The sequence below is a fragment of the Runella sp. R5_40 genome, assembly GCF_057652295.1.
The window spans coordinates 67,923-86,597 of sequence record NZ_JBYFCH010000018.1 but is presented as its reverse complement, the minus strand read 5'-3'; the positions used below and the strand labels follow the sequence as shown (position 1 = coordinate 86,597).

The 18,675-nt window shown below is 44.4% G+C and carries 15 protein-coding genes; 11 read left to right on the top strand and 4 right to left on the bottom strand.

All coding sequences use genetic code 11. The features are described 5' to 3' along the window. Positions 1–31: 31 nt before the first annotated feature. The gene (locus AC23N5_RS23575; RefSeq protein ID WP_028521893.1) at positions 32–613 is read right to left on the bottom strand and encodes an RNA polymerase sigma factor; all 582 of its coding nucleotides are present in this window, start codon (positions 611–613) and stop codon (positions 32–34) included. 93 nt (positions 614–706) lie between these two features. Further along, the gene (ade, locus tag AC23N5_RS23570; protein WP_487757502.1) at positions 707–2,353 is read right to left on the bottom strand and encodes an adenine deaminase; all 1,647 of its coding nucleotides are present in this window, start codon (positions 2,351–2,353) and stop codon (positions 707–709) included. A 137-nt stretch (positions 2,354–2,490) separates the two neighbouring features. Here ade and AC23N5_RS23565 point away from each other — a divergent pair, with 137 nt between their 5' ends. From AC23N5_RS23565 to AC23N5_RS23515, 11 genes are all read left to right on the top strand, one after another. Further along, positions 2,491–2,826 (top strand): hypothetical protein, encoded by a 336-nt coding sequence (locus AC23N5_RS23565; protein WP_487757501.1) that lies wholly within the window; start codon positions 2,491–2,493, stop codon positions 2,824–2,826. Positions 2,827–2,965: 139 nt separating this feature from the next. Then, a complete protein-coding gene (locus tag AC23N5_RS23560; RefSeq protein ID WP_487757500.1) occupies positions 2,966–3,622 on the top strand; it encodes an NAD(P)-dependent oxidoreductase in 657 nt (218 codons plus the stop codon). Positions 3,623–3,663: 41 nt separating this feature from the next. Then, positions 3,664–5,898 (top strand): DUF5916 domain-containing protein, encoded by a 2,235-nt coding sequence (locus AC23N5_RS23555; RefSeq protein ID WP_487757499.1) that lies wholly within the window; start codon positions 3,664–3,666, stop codon positions 5,896–5,898. Between the two features lie 245 nt (positions 5,899–6,143). Further along, on the top strand, positions 6,144–7,931 hold the full coding sequence (gene lepA, locus AC23N5_RS23550; protein ID WP_183971146.1) for a translation elongation factor 4: 1,788 nt from the start codon (positions 6,144–6,146) through the stop codon (positions 7,929–7,931). A 21-nt stretch (positions 7,932–7,952) separates the two neighbouring features. Next, the gene (locus AC23N5_RS23545) at positions 7,953–8,543 is read left to right on the top strand and encodes a Uma2 family endonuclease (RefSeq protein ID WP_183971147.1); all 591 of its coding nucleotides are present in this window, start codon (positions 7,953–7,955) and stop codon (positions 8,541–8,543) included. A 93-nt stretch (positions 8,544–8,636) separates the two neighbouring features. Next, entirely contained in the window at positions 8,637–10,253 is a 1,617-nt protein-coding gene (locus AC23N5_RS23540; RefSeq protein WP_487757498.1) for a pyruvate dehydrogenase complex dihydrolipoamide acetyltransferase, read from the top strand. A 24-nt stretch (positions 10,254–10,277) separates the two neighbouring features. Then, on the top strand, positions 10,278–10,820 hold the full coding sequence (gene hslV, locus AC23N5_RS23535; RefSeq protein WP_028521883.1) for an ATP-dependent protease subunit HslV: 543 nt from the start codon (positions 10,278–10,280) through the stop codon (positions 10,818–10,820). A 323-nt stretch (positions 10,821–11,143) separates the two neighbouring features. Next, positions 11,144–12,187 (top strand): sensor histidine kinase, encoded by a 1,044-nt coding sequence (locus AC23N5_RS23530; RefSeq protein WP_487757497.1) that lies wholly within the window; start codon positions 11,144–11,146, stop codon positions 12,185–12,187. Between the two features lie 2 nt (positions 12,188–12,189). Then, positions 12,190–12,978 carry a LytR/AlgR family response regulator transcription factor gene (locus AC23N5_RS23525; RefSeq protein WP_487757496.1) on the top strand — a complete coding sequence of 263 codons (789 nt, stop codon included), beginning with the start codon at positions 12,190–12,192 and terminating at the stop codon, positions 12,976–12,978. A gap of 32 nt (positions 12,979–13,010) precedes the next feature. Next, positions 13,011–13,571 (top strand): aminoacyl-tRNA hydrolase, encoded by a 561-nt coding sequence (gene pth / locus AC23N5_RS23520; RefSeq protein WP_028521881.1) that lies wholly within the window; start codon positions 13,011–13,013, stop codon positions 13,569–13,571. 241 nt (positions 13,572–13,812) lie between these two features. Further along, the gene (locus tag AC23N5_RS23515; RefSeq protein WP_183971151.1) at positions 13,813–14,283 is read left to right on the top strand and encodes a hypothetical protein; all 471 of its coding nucleotides are present in this window, start codon (positions 13,813–13,815) and stop codon (positions 14,281–14,283) included. Between the two features lie 114 nt (positions 14,284–14,397). Here AC23N5_RS23515 and AC23N5_RS23510 read toward each other — a convergent pair whose 3' ends face one another. Both AC23N5_RS23510 and AC23N5_RS23505 read right to left on the bottom strand, forming a co-directional pair. After that, positions 14,398–15,870 carry a DUF1501 domain-containing protein gene (locus AC23N5_RS23510; protein WP_487757495.1) on the bottom strand — a complete coding sequence of 491 codons (1,473 nt, stop codon included), beginning with the start codon at positions 15,868–15,870 and terminating at the stop codon, positions 14,398–14,400. Between the two features lie 3 nt (positions 15,871–15,873). Further along, the gene (locus tag AC23N5_RS23505) at positions 15,874–18,624 is read right to left on the bottom strand and encodes a DUF1553 domain-containing protein (protein WP_487757494.1); all 2,751 of its coding nucleotides are present in this window, start codon (positions 18,622–18,624) and stop codon (positions 15,874–15,876) included. Positions 18,625–18,675 lie beyond the last annotated feature (51 nt).

Here is an 18,675-nt window from a genome sequence, read left to right as displayed (position 1 = left end):
AAGATTAAGGTGTCGGAATAGTACTATGTTTTTAAACAATTACGTGCTCAGCCGATAATTGCTTCTTCATGCTTGTCAAAGCACCAAAAACCAAGTTATACACCGACTGGATATTAATTTTCATGAAGTTTGAAATTTCTTCGTTGGTCATATTGACATAGAACTTCAAGAAAATGGCCTCGCGCTGACGGCGTGGAAGGCGCTCCATGGCTTCGTTGAGGTTACGGTTGGTTTGTAAATACTCTTCTTGAGCGATTACGTACGACTCCGCCGAAGCAGTGTAAAGGTGGTGGTACTCCAAAGGAATTTCTTCGCTGCTCGTATTTTTTTGTTGAGCGTTGAGATGGCGAACCAATTTACGTTTAATCGAAGCCATCAAATAATAACGAACCGATGTGGTGTCACCAAGCGTGTGACGGTGTTGCCAAAGTTCTACAAACAAATCGTGAATACAATCTTTAATCAAAGCTTTATCGACACTAAATTGCGTACAATAGTTGTACAAAAGCTGAACGTAACATTGATAAAGTTTTGCAAACGCTGCCTCGTCGTCTTGACGAAACTGATTCCAAAGAGTTACCTCTTCCTGAGTAGTTAGATGAAACCGGGGCATTTGGGTGGAGGGGTTTGGGGTTTTGAAACAATCACAGCCCAAATGTAATTTTCTTTATATTAAGTTGCAAAATAAAAAGTGTTTTTTTTACATTTAATTTTCAGAATATAATTTGGCGAATTGAAATGTACTCCCGTCAAATAGTCCTAAATCACTCATTTTCAGAGAAGGAATTACAAGTAACCCCATAAACGATAATGTCATAAAAGGGGACGCAAGCGTAGAATTTAATGTTTGCTTAACAAAAGAATCGAGGGCGGTATATTGATTTGCGACCTCATAGCCGTCTTTATCCGACATTAAACCTGCGATTGGCAGCGATAAAATATGACCACTTCCTTCGCCGTCCACGGCACTGACGCCGCCTTGGGCTTCAATCACCAAATTAATGGCTTTGGCAAGGCTTTCGTCGTCGCAGCCCACCGCAATAATGTTGTGTGAATCGTGCGCCACCGACGAGGCCAATGCGCCTTGCGTAAGTCCAAAATTTTTGATAAAACCGATGGCAACAGGGGCAGGCTGATAACGATTTATGACCGCGATTTTGAGAATATCGCGCTCGGTATCCGAAACAATATAACCCGCTTCGACGCGGGCGGGTACCTCAAGCAGGTTGGTGATTAATTGACCGTCTAGGGCTTCAATGACTTTCAAAGAAAGAAAAGTACTCGGAGCTGGAATGGCTAAGTCGGATGCTTGGCAAGGCTTACAATCAAATTGATTGACGATTGGACTGCGCAAATCAGGCAAGAGAGACGTGCCACGGTCGGCTACCTTTTCGCCATTGATGTAAGTTTCGAGAACGGTAAAATCTTGGAGGTTGTCCACGATGATAAAGTCCGCCGAATCGCCTTCTCGAAGCAACCCCACGGGCAGACGATAATGCAAAACAGGATTGACACAAGCAGCCCGCAAAACATCGAAAAGCTTGTAGCCCTTGGCCAAAGCGCGTTTCACCAGTTGATTGATGTGGCCATCGACCAAATTATCAGGGTGCTTGTCGTCCGAGCAAAACATCAGTCGGGAAGCATACTGCGCCATCAGTGGAATAAGCGCTTCAAAATTCTTGGCGGCACTTCCTTCCCGAATCAAGACGTATTCGAGTCCAAGCTGGATTTTTTCAAATGCTTCTTCGTACGTAAAACACTCGTGGTCGGTGGTGATGCCCGTTTCAATGTACTTTTTAGCGGCCTCACCCCGAAGCCCAGGTGCGTGACCGTCGATGGGTTTATTGAAGGCATTGGCCCACTGAATTTTCATCATTACTTCAGGGTCTTCGTTAAGCACCCCAGGAAAATTCATCATTTCGGCCAAATACCCAATTTCCTTTAATGCCAACAATTGCCGAACTTCTTTGACGGAGATAGTGGCGCCTGCGGTTTCGAAAGTGGTCGCAGGTACGCACGACGGCGCACCAAAGCAAAACTTAAAGGGCACTCTTCGGCTATCTTCAATCATGTATTCGACGCCTTTTACGCCTAATACATTCCCAATTTCGTGCGGATCTGAGACGGTTCCGACAGTCCCATGAACAACCGACAGCCGTGCAAACTGAGCGGGTGTTAGCATCGAACTTTCGATATGGACGTGGGCATCAATAAAACCAGGTAGTACATAGGGAGCACCTACTCGTTCTCCTCCAAGAATAGAAATGTTGACGATGCGGGTGTCTTCAACGTCGATTTCGGCATAAGAAATAATGTGATCAAACACATTGAGGAGGTTGGCAGTAAATCGCATGGGGCTTGTAAAGGTTAATGGTTTGGTCAAAGGGAGAAACGACGATTTTGTGATTTGTGCCAGAAACTCCTAACTTTTCGCCAAAGAGTGCTAAAATTAGATTTTTCATTAAAAGAAATCAAATTTTTGACAATTTCATGCTAAAACGACTGCGTTTACCCATGATTTCGGTGCATGTCCCCTTCCTTTGGGTAGGTGGACTGACATTTTTTCCGTGGGTCTTTTTTAAGAAACAAAATCCTCCTGCGTGGCTTATTAACCACGAGCGGATTCACCTGCGGCAACAGGCGGAGACGGGGCTGCTTCTGTTTTATGTTTGGTATCTTTTGGAATATCTGGTGCGCCTTATAGTATATCGGCACCGCTATCGAGCCTATCGAAACATTTGTTTTGAACGCGAGGCGTATGCCAATGACCAAAATTTGAGCTACCTAGCTACTCGAAAACCGTGGGCATTTTGGAAGTATTTGTAAAAAAGTTACTTTTGTCTCATTCAAATCTCTTTGTAAAAATACGCGAAACTTGGGTGGCTTCTGAGTATTACCATCCTTCTCAGTCGGTGAAATAACGACTGATGCTTCTCTTATTTTTCAATTTTTACAAAGACTTTTTATGAATTCTTCCCCAATTATTGCCGTGATAGGCGGCACAGGTAAATCAGGTGCTTATTTAGTGAAAGAATTGCTTCGACAAGGCTTTCGTTTGAAGTTATTGATTCGTGATGCTTCTTCGCGAGACTTACCTTTGTTTTATGACCATCCTGCTGTTGAAATTTTGGAGGGCAATGTCCGAGATTATGAAGTCGTGCGTCGGCTGATTCAAGGCTGCGACGCGGTGATAAGTACGTTGGGTTTGGGTATCCCTAACAGTGAACCTACAATCTTTAGTCAATCTACGCAAAACATACTTAGAGCGATGAACGAGTGTAGCATCGAACGGTATATTGTGACGACAGGATTGAACGTAGATACGCCTTTTGACAAAAAAAGCGCTAAAACGCAGTTCTCAACTGAATGGATGAAAACCAATTTTCCGATTTCTACCGCCGATAAACAACGAGAATATGAACTTTTGAGCAGCAGCGAAGCGCAGTGGACATTGGTTCGGCTTCCACTTATCGAGCTGACGGATAGTCGAAAAAAGGTGTTAATAAGTACAGAAGACATGCTGGGTGAAAGAATTAGCGCAACCGATTTGGCGTGTTTTCTAATAACTCAACTCAGTGACCGTACATATTGGCAAAAATCGCCGTTTATTGGCTCAGTATGAGTAATTTTGTGGCTTGTTAACCTAAACTGTTTTGCGTATCGATGAGACTTTTACTGTTGTTGTGTTTGCCCCTTTTTGCTTTTGCCCAAACGGCGCCGCCTTATCAAGTCAAGTTTACGACGGAAAAAATAAAAATTGACGGTGTGCTTGACGAACAGACCTGGGCGGCTATTCCTACGATTGGTACGTTTTGGCAGTATTTTCCCGCCGATACGCTCAAGGCTGTTTACAAAACCGAAGTGAAATTGACCTTTGATGACAAAAACATCTACGTCAGTGCCAAATGCCACGCACAACATAAAAACTACGTGGTTTTGTCGTATCGTCGGGATTATCGGGCAGGCAGCAACGACAACGTGAGTTTTATCTTCGATACGTTCAACGATCGCACCAATGCCTTTCTGTTTGGTACCAATCCTTTGGGCGTCATGCGGGAGGCATTGCTGTATAATGGGGCTACCGACAATACATTCTTCAGTGAGTTTTGGGACAATAAATGGACGGCCGAGTCAAAAATTTACGACAACTATTGGACCACTGAAGTAGCCATTCCGTTTACAACCCTGCGTTTTAAAGAAGGAACTACCCAGTGGTTGTTTAAAAGCTACCGTTTTGATACCCAAATCAATGAACAAAGTACGGTAGTTCAAATACCCCAAAATCAATTGATTATGAATTTGGGGTATTCCATTCCCATTGTTTTTGAAAAACCACTGCGCAAAACAGGAGCGAACATTTCGTTGATTCCGTACATTGCGACGGGCAATTCACAAGATTTTGTCAATCGCAATAACCCCAACAACGGCACGCGTTTCAACGTAGGCGGGGATGCTAAAATCGCCGTGACGTCGGGACTAAATTTGGACTTGACTGTTAATCCTGACTTTTCCAATGTCGAAGCCGACCGCCAGATCATTAACCTTACTCGTTTTGACATAAACCTTCCCGAGCAGCGTCAGTTTTTTCTCGAAAATTCCGACTTATTTTCGGGATTTGGCAGCTACGTTATCAATCCCTTTTTGCCTCCTCAAGGCAATTTGGGCGGTGCAGGAAACCAAATTTTAAGTCCCTTTTTCTCCCGTCAAATTGGTATTGCCAAAGATTCGACCACAGGATTGGGCGTACCGAATCGCATTGTATATGGAGCGCGATTGAGTGGTAAGTTGGATGATAACTGGCGCATAGGTTTGCTGAATGCTCAAACAGCCGACGACGAGTTTAAAGGGATTTCGGGCGCTAATTTTGCCGTGGCGTCGGTGCAGCGGAAGGTGTTTAGCCGCTCTAACATTGCCGCTATTTTTGTCAATAAACAAACGTTGCATCCCGAAATGGGTCGGAATTTGTCAAGTTTCAACCGTGTGGGAGGGTTGGAGTATAATTTTACTTCGCGAGACAGCCGTTGGCAAGGCAAAGCGTATTATCACCAGTCATTCAGCGAAAACAAACAAAAAGATGCGTTGGCAAACGGTTTTTCGTTGATGTACAGCGTCCTGAAATACACGTTTCGTTGGGCACATGATTGGGTAGGAAAAGGCTACGACGCCGAAGTGGGTTTTGTGCCACGCAAGGACTTTTTGCGTATCAATCCAACGCTCGGATTTTCGTTTTATCCCCGAACGCGCTTGGTCAATCGATACAGCGTAGGAGTAGCGTTGGAGCAATATTCGATGCCTAATGTGGGTGTTACCGACCGTACAGCGGGGCCATTTTTGTCAATGTCGTTTCAGAGTTCAGCACGAATGCTCTTATCGTTGAACCAAAACTATACCTACCTATTCTCGGATTTTGATGCTTTACGAAGCAACGGTAAATTGCCATCACTGAAGCAGGGAGGAAGTTATACGTACTACAATGCGTCGTTGAATTACTTCTCTGACCAGCGCAAAAAATGGTGGTTGTTTGCGCAGCCGCTCGTTGGGCAGTATTATGACGGAACAATTGTGAGTTTAGCGGGTTCTATTAACTACCGTTACCAACCTTACATCGCGTTGGCAATGAATTTTACGTACAACCGCATCAACCTCCCGATTGGCGACAACAATGTGTTTTTGTTGGGGCCGCGGTTAGACTGGACGTTTTCAAAAAAAGTGTTTTTGACGACCTTTTTACAATACAACAGTCAGTTTGAGAACATGAACGTCAACACTCGTTTTCAATGGCGTTTTGCGCCCGTATCGGATTTCTTTTTGGTGTATATCGACAATTATAATACAGCCAATGGCCAATCAAGAAACCGTTCTATTCAGGCAAAATTGACCTATTGGTTCAATTTGTAGTGTTAACACATAGGGCACAGTAGAATAAACACATAGAAAATAGAGAGAACAGCTTTGTTTGCTATGTGATAAATCTATGTGAGCTATGTGGTTATCTAGTGATTTTATGACCAGAAAATAAGCTGAAAGCCCTGTGAAAGAAGACTATCGTTAAACAATCCCCTCTAACCCGCTGTTATTCGGCGAATCTAACGTAATTTTGCAAACCAATTGTCTATTGGTGAGCTAGTATAACGACTTTTTGAATGAAGAATATTCGTAATTTTTGCATTATTGCCCACATTGACCACGGCAAAAGTACTTTAGCCGATCGCTTGTTGGAGTTTACCAAGACGGTTACTGACCGTCAGATGCAGGCCCAGCTGTTAGATGATATGGACTTGGAGCGGGAACGGGGTATCACTATCAAGAGCCACGCCATCCAGATGGACTACATGTATAAAGGGGAAAAATATACCTTAAACCTCATTGATACACCAGGCCACGTTGACTTTAGCTACGAAGTATCGCGCTCGATTGCGGCCTGTGAAGGTGCGCTGCTTTTGGTGGACGCTTCGCAAGGCGTAGAAGCGCAGACGATCTCTAACCTTTACTTGGCCATGAACCAAGGGTTGGTCATCATTCCTGTATTGAATAAAATCGACCTCCCAGGGGCAATGCCTGAAGAGGTAAAAGACGAGATGGAAGACCTGCTCGCCTGCGACCGCAACGATATCATTCCTGCATCGGGTAAAGCAGGTATCGGGATTGAAGATATTCTCAATGCCATTGTTGAGCGCATTCCTGCTCCATCAGGAAATCCCAATACGGAGCTTCAAGCGTTGATTTTTGACTCGGTTTTTAACTCATACCGCGGGATTGAAGTAATTTTCCGTGTTCAGAACGGAAGCATTCGGAAAGGCGACAAAGTAAAATTTGTGGCTACGGGTAAAGAGTACAACGCCGACGAGATTGGCACCCTGCGCCTCGAAAAAGAACCCAAAGACGTCATTGAATGTGGCGACGTAGGTTATTTGATTTCGGGAATTAAAGTAGCCAAAGAAGTAAAAGTAGGGGATACCATTACCCATACCGAAAAGCCATCCAAAGAAGCTATCAAAGGTTTTGAGGAAGTAAAACCAATGGTATTTGCGGGATTATACCCCGTCGAAACCAGCGAGTTTGAAGAAATGCGCGAAGCGATGGAAAAACTCCAGCTCAACGACGCAGCTTTGGTATGGGAGCCCGAAACATCGGCCGCCCTAGGCTTTGGTTTCCGCTGTGGGTTCTTGGGAATGCTCCACATGGAGATTGTTCAAGAGCGTTTGGAGCGTGAGTTTGACATGACCGTTATTACCACCGTTCCTTCTGTGAAATTTAAGGTAGTGACGACCAAAGGAGCGGAATTGGAAGTAAGTGCCCCTTCTGAAATGCCCGAACCGACGTATATTTCGTGGATAGAAGAACCTTTTATTAAGGCTCAAATCATCACGAAATCGGAATACATTGGCCCTATTTTGAAGTTGTGTATGGATAAACGAGGGCTGCTAAAAAATCAAAATTACCTGACTGCCGAGCGCGTTGAATTGATTTTTGAGATGCCGCTGGCCGAGGTAGTTTTTGATTTCTTTGACAAATTGAAAACCATTTCTCGCGGTTATGCCTCCCTTGACTATGAGTTGCTTGACTACCGCGAATCAGATATGATTAAGCTAGACGTGATGCTCAACGGCGACGGAGTAGATGCACTTTCGGCCATTGTTCACCGTACGAAGGCTTACGAATGGGGTAAAAAACTGTGCGAAAAACTACGGGAACTGATACCGCGTCAAATGTTTGAAATCGCTATCCAAGCGGCAATTGGTCAGAAAATCATTGCCCGCGAAACGGTAAAAGCGATGCGAAAAGACGTATTGGCAAAATGTTACGGAGGGGATATTTCGCGTAAACGTAAATTGTTGGAAAAGCAGAAAAAAGGAAAGAAACGAATGCGTCAAGTAGGCAGCGTAGAGATTCCTCAAGAAGCATTTATGGCGGTGTTGAAGATTAATTAATGATTTTAAACACACTTATTTATGGGATTGCCAGAACATAGCCACCACTACTACACAGTTGCAGAATACCTCGAACTGGAACGCCAAACAGGTATCAAGTACCAGTACGATGGGGGAGAAGTGTTTGCAATGGCAGGAGGAACAACCGAGCATAGTCGAATAAGTACTAACGTAACAGGTGAACTACGTCAGGCTTTAAAGCGGAAGCCGTGTAATGAATACAACAGCGACCTCAAAATCGCCATTAGCGAAGAAAAGTACCGCTATGCCGATGCATCAGTGATTTGTGGACCTGTGGAGTTTTACGACGAAAACCCCGAAGCCGCTAAAAATCCCGTATTGATTGTAGAAGTGCTTTCCGAAAGTTCAGAATCCTATGACCGAGGTGAAAAGTTTAAAACCTATCGCCAGATTGCTAGTTTTCAGGAGTATGTGTTGATTGAACAACGGTTTCCTTTGGTAGAAGTCTTTTACAAAGTAGATGATAAAACGTGGGAATACAGAGTCTATGAACAACTCGACCAAACCGTTGTGTTTTCATCCATCCAAGCCGAAATTCCAATGGAAGAAATATACAGCGGAATAACCTTTGAATCCGCAAAGTCAAACTAATTCCCAAAGAAGATGACGACTTTTGCGTGATTCTACTAATTTTGACCCTTGAAATTTAACGAAACAAAGATTCCCTATTCATACCCACTCACTATGGCAGAAGTAATCCGAATGCCCAAAATGTCTGATACAATGACCGAAGGGGTCATTGCAGCTTGGCACAAAAAAGTAGGAGATGTAATCAAATCAGGTGATATTATCGCCGAAGTAGAAACTGACAAAGCGACCATGGACATGGAGTCGTACCAAGAAGGTACACTTCTTTACATTGGCGTAGAAAAAGGGTCGGCTGTACCCGTGGATGGTATTCTTGCCATTATCGGAGCTCCAGGCGAAGACTATCAAGCATTGTTGGGTGGAGGAGCTGCTCCTGCCCCCGCTGAAGCACCAGCCGCGCCTGCTCCACAGGAAGTAGCTGCGCCAGCACCTGCTCCTGCGGCGCCAGCCGCTCCAGTAAACGCAACGGTGGTACGAATGCCTAAAATGTCGGATACAATGACCGAAGGGGTGCTCGTTGCATGGTTGAAAAAAGTAGGAGACGTAGTGAAGTCGGGCGACATTATTGCCGAAGTCGAAACTGACAAAGCAACGATGGAACTCGAAAACTATGAAGACGGAACGCTTCTTTATTTAGGAGTGAAAGAAGGTGAAGCCGTACCTGTCGATGGCATTATTGCTATCGTTGGTGAGGCAGGCGCTGATTATCAATCTCTCCTAAGCCCACAAGCAGCTAGTGCACCTGCGCCAGCAGCCCCAGAGGTAGCAGCCTCTGCTCCAGCAGCGGCCGCAGCGCCAGCAGCTGCTACAAGCGGAGATGGACGTATTAAGGCTTCTCCGTTGGCAAAAGCACTTGCCAAAGATAAAGGTGTTGATTTAAGCCAAGTCGTAGGTTCAGGCGAAGGCGGTCGTATTGTCAAAAAAGACATTGATGGTGCTTCGGCGGTCAGCAGCCAGCAGCCAGCTGTTAGTAGCCAGCCAGCCGCTCCAAAGGCACAACCAGCTGCACCAGTAGCAGCCCCTGCGGTTGGAGATTTTGAAGATACGCCTATATCGCAAATGCGTAAGACGATTGCTCGTCGTTTGAGCGAAAGTCTATTTACTGCTCCGCATTTCTACCTTACGATGGAAATTACCATGGATAAAGCGATGGAATTGCGCGGTAAAATCAACGAAGTTAGCCCAGTGAAAGTGTCGTTCAACGACATGGTTATCAAGGCAGCAGCGTTGGCTCTTAAACAACACCCTGCCATCAACTCGGCATGGTTGGGTGATAAAATCCGTAAATACAACTACGTAAACGTAGGGGTAGCCGTAGCGGTTGACGAAGGTTTGTTGGTGCCTGTGGTTCGCGATGCTGATAAGAAGACACTTTCTGTCATTGCAAGCGAAGTGAAAGACATGGCAGGAAAAGCAAAAGATAAAAAATTACAACCTAAAGACTGGGAAGGCAATACATTCTCGATTTCTAATTTAGGAATGTTTGGTATCGACGAATTTACGGCCATCATCAACCCGCCAGATTCGTGTATCATGGCCGTAGGAGGTATCAAGAAAGTAGCCGCTTTCAAAGAAGATGGTAGCATTTATCCTACCAACATCATGAAAGTAACGCTCTCGTGCGACCACCGTGTGGTGGACGGTGCTACGGGTTCTGCTTTCTTACAAACATTCAAGAAGTTGTTGGAAAACCCACTCGGAATGTTGGTTTAGCATTTTGACACTATTTTTAAAAATATGCAACCAATTCATGCCACTACGGTAGTGGGAATTATTCATAACGGCGAGGTCGTTGTAGGAGCCGACGGACAAGCAACCATGGGCAATACCGTGGCCAAAAGCAATGTTCGTAAAGTAAGAAGCTTAGCAGGCGGTAAAGTCATTGCGGGTTTTGCAGGTTCTACGGCCGATGCTTTTACGTTGATGGAGCGTTTTGAAGAAAAGCTCAACGCGTACGGCGGAAACTTAAAACGCGCTGCTATTGAATTGGCTAAAGACTGGCGTACTGATCGTTATTTACGTCGCTTGGAAGCCATGATGATTGTGGCAGGGAAGGGCGAGTTACTCGTCATTTCAGGTACTGGAGACGTTTTAGAACCCGATAATCAGGTCGCTGCGATTGGGTCTGGGTCTATGTTTGCGCAATCAGCGGCATTGGCACTCAAAAAACATGCACAGCACCTCTCGGCCGAAGAAATGGTACGTGAAAGTTTACACATCGCTGCCGACATCTGTATTTATACCAACCATAATTTAGTTGTGGAAAAAGTCAACGACTAAGCGATGCAGTTATAGTAGCCTTTAAATGTACACAAAGCGCCCCGTCATTGAGTTGACGGGGCGCTTGTCGTTTTCATGGCTTGTAAGTTTAAAAAAAATGGCTGTATGGCTGTTGGGTGATTCAAAAGTAGGGTGTAGTGGCATCTCCTGCTAAAAAAAGTGATAAACACCCCTATTCGCGGTTTGAAATACAAACTTTATGTGATTTAGTTTCACATGGACAAACTCCTCGTTGGTCAGTCCAAAGACCAAATTCGTCCAATAAACCAACACCATAAGGATTATCTAACCGATATTTGTTTTTAAAAGAATTTCACAGCAAAATGTACCAATGGCATAAATACAAATACCACATCTTCTTTTGGACCTTTTGGGGGGCTTTGCTGCTTCTACAGGACTCAATAAGCAATTACCTTCAGGGACGATTTGAGCAAACCTTTACGTGGCACTATTTTTATTGGTTTGTGTTGCACATGGTGTTGGTGACAGGAGTTACCTATGGCTATGCGTATCTGCTTAAAATAGTCCCTTATTCTGGAAATAAAACCAAATGGCTCTTGAGCTCTTTGGCATTACAACTATCAGTAACAGCCGTTTTTTCATTCTTCCGAACCTACGTCACGGAGTTGCTTTTTGGGTCTCTTTCGGCCGAATACCTAAGTAGCTTTTTAGATTATTTTCCTTGGTTACTGCGTACGTCGTTGGTGTTTATGATTGTGGGGTTTGGGTATCGTATTTTACTGGACTATTTTGAGGAACAAAAAAAACGCCAAACATTGGAGAAAATGGCGTTGGTTGCGGAGCTAAGCTCGCTTAAAAACCAAATCAATCCTCACTTTCTTTACAACACCCTTAGCTACCTACACGCCCAGGCAGAACCGCTTTCGGAGTCGCTGGGAGAAGCTATTTTGCTGTTATCGGATATGATGCGATATAGCTTGCACGATACCGACGAAACGGGCTTGGTATCACTGGAAAAAGAGGTAAGCCATATCAAGAATTTTATTACGATTCATCAACTTCGTTTTGGGAATAAACTTGCCGTTGAGTTTACGGTAGAAGGTAATGTAACAAGCAAACGCATTTTGCCTTTGGTGTTGATTTCGTTTGTTGAAAATGCCTTTAAACACGGAAAAACGACCAAGGCTGAAGAGCCTGTCCAGATTCAATTGCAAATAACGCCTGATTCTTCGTTGGTGTTTACGGTGAAAAACCGCAAGTCGGAAGGGCCTAAAGAAAATTCAAGCGGGATAGGCTTGAACAACGTACGACGCAGGTTAGAATTAGTTTATCCTAATTCACATCAGCTAACTATCAACGACACCAAGCATTACTTTGAGGTTAACTTGGTCATAAATCACGTTTGACAATGAGTGAGAATCTGTACATTTGTGGTTCGGACCAATCCCCAATTACGATGTCAATTCGTTGTCTTGCCGTTGATGATGAGCAACATGCCTTGGATATAATTTCGCGATATGTCGAAAAAATCCCAAACTTAGAGCTGGTTGCCGCTACTACCGATGCCATCGAAGCCTTCCAACTGGTTCAAAGAGAGCCGATTGATTTGGTGTTTTTGGATGTACACATGCCCGAAATTACGGGTATTCAGTTTCTAAAACTTCTCGGTGGACGAACCAAGGTCATTCTATGCACGGCTTATCCTGAATATGCGCTTGAAGGGTATGACTTAGACATTGTTGATTATTTGTTAAAACCCATGCGTTTTGAACGGTTTTTGAAAGCAGTTCAGAAAGCGCATATGTTACTTGAAGCCGAAGAACAACCCAAGACGGCTTCTACTTCGGCGACATCGTTTCTCGACGATTATATTTTTGTGAAGACCGAAACCAAAGGAAAATTGCTGAAAGTGGTTCTTTCCGAAATAAGATACGTAGAAGGGCTAGGAAATTACGTTTCGATTTTTACCGATGACAAACGAATCGTTACGCTTCTTACCATCAAAGAGCTCGAAGAACGTTTACCAAAACCCTATTTTCTGCGGGTACACAAGTCGTACATTGTTGCTTTGGGCAAAATACAGGGCATTGATGGCAATCAAATCATGGTTGCCGAAGGTCACATTCCATTGGGAGATACCTACCGCGAAGCCTTTTTTAATGGCCTTCAACAAAAAATAGTCGCTTCTAAAAAGTAGTTACTACCTTCGTTTTATTTTCAGTCTAAACTATGAAATACCTGATTGTTGGCCTTGGAAATATAGGCCCAGAATATGCCCTTACGCGGCATAATATTGGTTTTATGGTGCTCGACCGCCTGGCAGCCCAGCACGATTTTAAGTTTACCATGCAAAAATTGGCCTATACGGCTGAGTTTAAACACAAAGGGCGTCAAATTTACTTCATTAAGCCCACCACCTACATGAACCTCAGCGGCAAGGCACTACGCTACTACATGGATGCCTTTAAGGTGCCTTTGGAAAACGTAATGGTGATTACGGACGAAATCCAGTTGCCGCAAGGAAAAATAAGAATCAAACCCAAAGGGTCGAATGGAGGGCACAATGGCTTGCGCAACATTGAAGAATTGTTGGGGACGCAAGAATACGTCCGAATGCGCTTCGGAGTAGGAAGTGATTTTCCGCGTGGACAGCAGGTTAGGTATGTTTTGAGTAATTTTCCAGAAGATAGTTTTGAAGAACTACTTATTGATTTGGACCGTGCTGGCGACGCAGTACTCAGTTTTTGTACTTTAGGAATACAAAATACGATGAATAATTTCAATCAATGATTGTATTTTTTAAAGAACTTTATTTTTTTGTTAAAAAAAATTTTATCGACATTTTATTTTTTTAACCAAAATAAAATTCTGACAAAAATCATAAATCTTACTTATACTGTTCCTAAAACCCTTATTTATAGAAGTTTAGTCGAAATAATATTTTAATTTGTGGAAAATGGAAATTTGCAGATTAAAAATTTATCCCGACCTTTGTATCGTTCAATGAGCAAGAGCAAAATTGAACTTTATTATGAAAGTAACGGTTAACTCAATTATATTTGCAATTGCACTCGGATTTGTACTTTTAGCGACCGAGTCAAACGCAAAAGAAAGTAGCAAAACAAACGCTAGTCCGAAGGGTACTTCACTGGTGAAAGCGCAACAAAAGGCATTCGAGCAGTACATCAATGAACAGTACACGCCTTTCGTTGAGCAAGAAGATTGGAAAGTTTTTGTAGAAATTGTGACTTATTACAACAACTCTCCGTCTAAGTTTTTGAATGTTGATGCTGAAAAGCAAAAGCAGTTTAGAAACGCAGTTAGTCTAATGATTCATTCGCTGAGTACAAGCAATGAGGCAAATGCGAAAGACTGGTTGCAAAGTTTAAAAAAGACATCGCATAACATCAATTTTCTCTGGAAGCTCGACTGGAACAGTCTTATGGAAAGCGAAGAACTTGAAAATCAAGGGGAACAAATTAGCTCACTCAATGGTTTTTAAAGAAAAAGAGAAAAATTGATAGATAATAATATTAGTTTTTTCATGTAGAAAAGGTTAAGGGTTTAGGAATAGTCAGTATAAAGCCCCGCTCACGATAGCGGGGCTTTATCTTTTTTAGGCAATCACGTTTTTAATTACTTTGCCAGCTGTATCGGTCAGTCGGAAATTTCTTCCTTGAAACTCGTAAGTGAGCTGTTCGTGGTCAAAACCAAGTTGGTGCAAAATCGTCGCTTGTAAATCGTGAATGTGCGTTCGGTCCTTGATGCCAAAATACCCTAGCTCATCGCTTTCTCCCATACTAAATCCTCGCTTGACACCACCGCCTGCCATCCAGCACGTAAACGCATCCGTATGGTGGTCGCGGCCTTTGAAGGGCATTTTTTTGCCGTTGCGGTTTTCTTGCATCGGCGTTCGGCCAAATTCCGTTCCCCACACCACCAACGTTTCGTCCAACATACCGCGTTGTTTCAAATCCAACAGTAAAGCCGTGATGGATTGGTCGATTTGATTGATTTTATCGCGTAAACCAAATTCCAACGAAGTCCCCTTTCCGTCGCCGTGGGTATCCCATCCCCAATCGTATAACTGCACAAAACGAACGCCTTTTTCCACCAATTTACGCGCCAAAAGGCAGTTGTTGGCAAACGATGATTGCCCAGGCTGCGTACCGTAGAGTTGATGAATGTAGGTAGGTTCTTTGCTAATATCCATGACCTCAGGCACCGATACCTGCATTTTGAAAGCCATTTCGTACTGTGCAATGCGGGCGAGTGTTTCGGGGTCTTTAAATTCCTCGTATTGTTGCTGATTGACCGCCGTGAGGGCATCAATGGCTTTTTTGCGTAAATCTCTATCCAAACCGTTGGGGTCGCTCAAAAACAAAACGGGGTCGCCTTCTGAACGACATTGAACTCCTTGGTAAACCGAAGGCAAAAAGCCATTTCCCCAGACCGATTTGCCTGCGTCAGGGGCTTTTCCGCCCGATGTAAGTACCACAAAACCTGGTAAGTTGGCGTTTTCGGAACCTAACCCGTACGTCACCCACGAGCCCATCGAAGGGCGACCTAAGCGCGCACTGCCCGTGTGCATAAACAACTGCGCAGGGGCGTGGTTAAATTGGTCGGTGTACATGGCTTTCAAAAACGAAATTTCATCGGCCATTTGGGGTAAATAGGTAAAATAATCGGACATCCATGCACCCGATTGGCCGTGTTGCTTAAACACGCCCACCGACCCAAGCATGTCGGGTACTCCGCGGATGAACGCGAATTTTTTACCTTCCAAAAAGGAAGGAGGGCAAGGTTTGCCGTCCAATTTGGCTAATTCGGGTTTATAATCCCACAGCTCAAGTTGTGACGGAGAACCGCACATGTGCAAGAAAATTACCGATTTAGCCTTCGCCGCAAAATGTGGAATTTTCACATCTAACGGATTCGTAACAAGCTGTTTTTTAGTACTTCCGTTGCCGCAGCTTCCAAACATGGTTCCTAAGGCCATCATGCCCAGCCCCGACGTACATTGCTTGAGAAAATGCCGCCGAGTTTCCAACAGAGCGGATTCGAGTTGAAGTTCGTTTTGAAGTTTCATGAGTTATTCCTTCGTTATAAACTCGTCCATATTCAACATAGTATTGGCAACAAACGCCAGTGCGGCGGCTTCAGCCGTGCTGTTACACATCCAGTCTTCGCGTTTTTTTGGATTTTTTTGAAAACGCACTAGCGCTTCTTGATAGAGCTTTTCAAATACTTCTTGCTTCGGTTTTGGAAGTACATGACCCGTCATCCACTCATATCCTTTTTGAAGCTGAGAAGCCACAGTTTTTCCTCCTTCGTGCTGCATTCGACGTGCAAAGTGTTGGGCTACATCGACAAAGGCCGAATCGTTGAGGGTGACCAATGCCTGCAAAGGAGTGTTGGTACGAATCCGCCGAGCCAAACACACATCGCGCGTAGAGCCATCAAACGTAAGCATACTCGGATACGGACTTGAACGCCGAATGTAGGTATAAATGGCGCGCCTATAGGCGTCTTCACCCACGCTTTGGGTCCATTTTGAACCGCTGTACACGACTTGCCAAACCCCTTGTGGTTGGTAAGGCATGACGGGGCGGCCGTACATTTTTTTGCTCAATAAATTGCTGACGACCAAGGCTTGGTCACGAACCTGCTCGCCCGTCAATCGAACGCGAGGACCACGCGCCAAATAACGATTGGCAGGGTCTTTCTCCAAAAGTTCATCCGTAACGTGCGAATCTTGACGGTAGGTGGCTGACAAAACAATCTCCTTTAAAAACGGTTTGATTTGCCATTTCATATCGTCCATAAAACGGTACGAAAGGTAGTCGAGCAACGCTTGGTGGGTAGGAGCAAAGCCTTGCGAACCCATGTCTTCGAGGGTTTCGACAAGCCCTGTTCCAAATAACTGCTCCCACACCCGATTAACCAGCGTTCGAGCCGTGAGCGGGTTTTCTTTAGCCGTAATCCATCGGGCTAATCCTAGTCTATTTCGGGGGGCGTTTTTAGGAAAAGGGTGTAATGAATGAGGAACATCGGGCTCGACGGCCGTGGTGGGCGAAAACATACTTCCCCGCTCAAAAATTCGAGTGGTACGTTTCAAATCGGCTGGATTTTCGAGCATGATAGGGACGTTTTCGGTGCGAGTGAGCAGCAGTTCGTTGAAATGCTTGAACTGCGTATCGTAGCCTTCTTTTCCTTTTCCAGGAAAGTCGTCTTCCAAAAACATGACCCAATTGACCAAACAAACATCCTGGCTTTCAGAGGCTAGTTTGGGGTTTCGGAAAATAAAATGTAGGTCTTTTCTTGTGCTAAATTTGGGGAGATTTACCCATTTTAGGAGTGTAAGGCCGTTCCAAAAATTACGTCCTTGTGCCGTATCAAGCTTTACCACGGCCAATTTAGGGCCGTTGAGGCTATCAGTTCTAATTTCGATGCTTCCACCCACTTGCGCCGTGACGTACGAAATCAGCATCCGACTTTTGTTGATGGTTGGCGCGTTTTTCAAGCGGCAGGTTCCCCCATTTTGCATCCCCATGTATGAACTAGGTTCGGAAGTTCCTTTTTGAAAACTATCAAAATTGTGCGCGTAGATGCGCGGTTCGACGGTTCGTAAAAAATGCACAATTTCTTTCGACTTCGTTTCAGAAACGGAAGTTTTTACCCATTGAGCGACTTCATCCAGCTTCTTTTGGTCGGTTTCGTTGAAAAACCGCAAGTGAGCCGATTCGTCCATGACATCCTCGTCGCGCGTGTTGTTGAAGAAGGCCATGTATTTATAAAACTCTTCGTGCTTAAAAGGGTCATAGGGATGGCTATGGCATTGGACACACGCAAAGGTCGTACTGTTGAAAGCCACCCAATTGGTACTTACGCGGTCGAGCACGGCAGCGACTCGAAACTCTTCATCGTCAGTTCCTCCTTCGTCATTATTGGTTGTATTTCGGTGAAAACCAGTGGCGATGAGTTGATTTTCGGTAGGATTCGGAAGCAAATCACCTGCCAATTGTTCGGTGATAAACTGGTCATAAGGCATGTTTTGATTAAACGCCTTAATGACCCAATCGCGGTAACGCCAAGCATTGCGAATATCGTCCTTTTCGTAGCCTTTTGAATCGGCATAGCGCGCCAAATCGAGCCACATCGAAGCCCATTTTTCCCCAAAAGCTGGTGATTTTAACAAAGAGTCAACCACCGTTTCGTAGGCATTGGGGGCGGGATTGTTAAGAAATGCCTTGTACTGTTGCTCGGTGGGTGTAAGCCCTGTCAAATCGAGCGTTACGCGACGTAACAGCGTGGCTTTATCGGCTTCTTGGCTATGCGATAAGTGCTGTTCTTTTAATTTTTCGGTCACAAAGTGGTCAATATCGTTGTTGACCCACGATTTTTCCCAAAACTTCCACCATGAACTACTTGGAACAGCAGGTTTTTCGACGGCTTGGTACGCCCAATGTTTGCCCCATTTTGCTCCTTGATCAATCCATTTAGTCAAGAGCTCTATTTCCTCTTCACTGAGAGGCTCGCCCTTTTTGGGCATAAATTTTTCAGGATCAGGGTGCGTCAAACGAAGGATAAATTCGGAGTGAGCAGCATCCCCTGGAATGATGGCAGGCTTTCCAGATTTGGTTTTTCCGAAAGCTTCTTCTTCAAACAAGAGACTAAACCCGCCTGCTTTTTTTACTCCACCGTGGCAAGCCATGCACTTTTTGTTCAAAATAGGCTTGACTTGCGTATTAAAATCAATTTCACTTTCAGACAGGGAATGATAGCCGTATGCCAAAACGCAAACAGCTACTGTACCAACGAGTAGTTTGTTCAGAAAGGTCATGGGAATGGTGGTAAAATAATCCTTCCAAGTTTTGAAACTTGGAAGGATTGG

Bases quoted from the DNA above. Each gene is read 5' to 3' on its own strand.
- AC23N5_RS23505 (WP_487757494.1), bottom strand. From the start codon at position 18,624: ATGACCTTTCTGAACAAACTACTCGTTGGTACAGTAGCTGTTTGCGTT.
- ade (WP_487757502.1), bottom strand. From the start codon at position 2,353: ATGCGATTTACTGCCAACCTCCTCAATGTGTTTGATCACATTATTTCT.
- lepA (WP_183971146.1), top strand. From the start codon at position 6,144: ATGAAGAATATTCGTAATTTTTGCATTATTGCCCACATTGACCACGGC.
- AC23N5_RS23555 (WP_487757499.1), top strand. From the start codon at position 3,664: ATGAGACTTTTACTGTTGTTGTGTTTGCCCCTTTTTGCTTTTGCCCAA.
- AC23N5_RS23545 (WP_183971147.1), top strand. From the start codon at position 7,953: ATGGGATTGCCAGAACATAGCCACCACTACTACACAGTTGCAGAATAC.
- AC23N5_RS23575 (WP_028521893.1), bottom strand. From the start codon at position 613: ATGCCCCGGTTTCATCTAACTACTCAGGAAGAGGTAACTCTTTGGAAT.
- AC23N5_RS23525 (WP_487757496.1), top strand. From the start codon at position 12,190: ATGAGTGAGAATCTGTACATTTGTGGTTCGGACCAATCCCCAATTACG.
- AC23N5_RS23560 (WP_487757500.1), top strand. From the start codon at position 2,966: ATGAATTCTTCCCCAATTATTGCCGTGATAGGCGGCACAGGTAAATCA.
- AC23N5_RS23510 (WP_487757495.1), bottom strand. From the start codon at position 15,870: ATGAAACTTCAAAACGAACTTCAACTCGAATCCGCTCTGTTGGAAACT.
- AC23N5_RS23515 (WP_183971151.1), top strand. From the start codon at position 13,813: ATGAAAGTAACGGTTAACTCAATTATATTTGCAATTGCACTCGGATTT.
- AC23N5_RS23565 (WP_487757501.1), top strand. From the start codon at position 2,491: ATGCTAAAACGACTGCGTTTACCCATGATTTCGGTGCATGTCCCCTTC.
- AC23N5_RS23540 (WP_487757498.1), top strand. From the start codon at position 8,637: ATGGCAGAAGTAATCCGAATGCCCAAAATGTCTGATACAATGACCGAA.
- pth (WP_028521881.1), top strand. From the start codon at position 13,011: ATGAAATACCTGATTGTTGGCCTTGGAAATATAGGCCCAGAATATGCC.
- AC23N5_RS23530 (WP_487757497.1), top strand. From the start codon at position 11,144: ATGTACCAATGGCATAAATACAAATACCACATCTTCTTTTGGACCTTT.
- hslV (WP_028521883.1), top strand. From the start codon at position 10,278: ATGCAACCAATTCATGCCACTACGGTAGTGGGAATTATTCATAACGGC.